Consider the following 601-nt stretch of genomic DNA (forward strand, 5'->3'; position numbering starts at 1 on the left):
GTGGAACGCCAGTGCCAATCCGACGAAGGCGAGATCCTGGGCCACGCGCACTACGCGATACGGCAGGTGAGTGTGGTCGACGATGATCGGAGCGATCGCGTCGTAAGGCGCGTTGCCGAGCGCGGCGGTCATGTACATCGATGCTCCGGCGGCGAACAACGTGATCCCGATGAGGAACATCACGGTCTGCACCAACCGGGTCGGCTCGCTGGGGATCAGCGGGCTCAGCAGGGCCGAGAACCATTGGATGAAGTACCCGGTCATGACCATGTTGATGATCGAGCCGATTCCGATGTACGCGCGGCCGAAGAAGAAAACAGGGATCAGTAGCACGGCGTTGCTGATCAGTTGGTACGTGCCGAGATCCAGGCCGATGGTGTTGCTGATGCCGATGTTGGCCGCGGTGTAGGGATCCACGCCGACCTGCGCCACGCGCAACACGGCCGACCCGAAGCCCAGGACAGCCACACCCACGAGCGCCCAGAACGACCGCCGCCAGTAGTGCATGTTCTGACTACCCACAACCCACGACTATGACAGAGCTAGGTAGTCGTCGAACGCGGCGCGCCGGAAACAGGTCGTTCTCCTGCTGTTCGCGCTC

The 601-nt window shown here is 62.4% G+C and carries 1 protein-coding gene; it reads right to left on the reverse strand.

The window, feature by feature from the left end:
- Positions 1–522 (reverse strand): YczE/YyaS/YitT family protein (locus tag RM844_RS32100; RefSeq protein WP_311670977.1); only part of this gene is annotated, 522 nt, incomplete at its 3' end.
- Positions 523–601 lie beyond the last annotated feature (79 nt).

The organism is Streptomyces chisholmiae (assembly GCF_031845445.1).
Lineage (GTDB): Bacteria > Actinomycetota > Actinomycetes > Streptomycetales > Streptomycetaceae > Streptomyces > Streptomyces chisholmiae.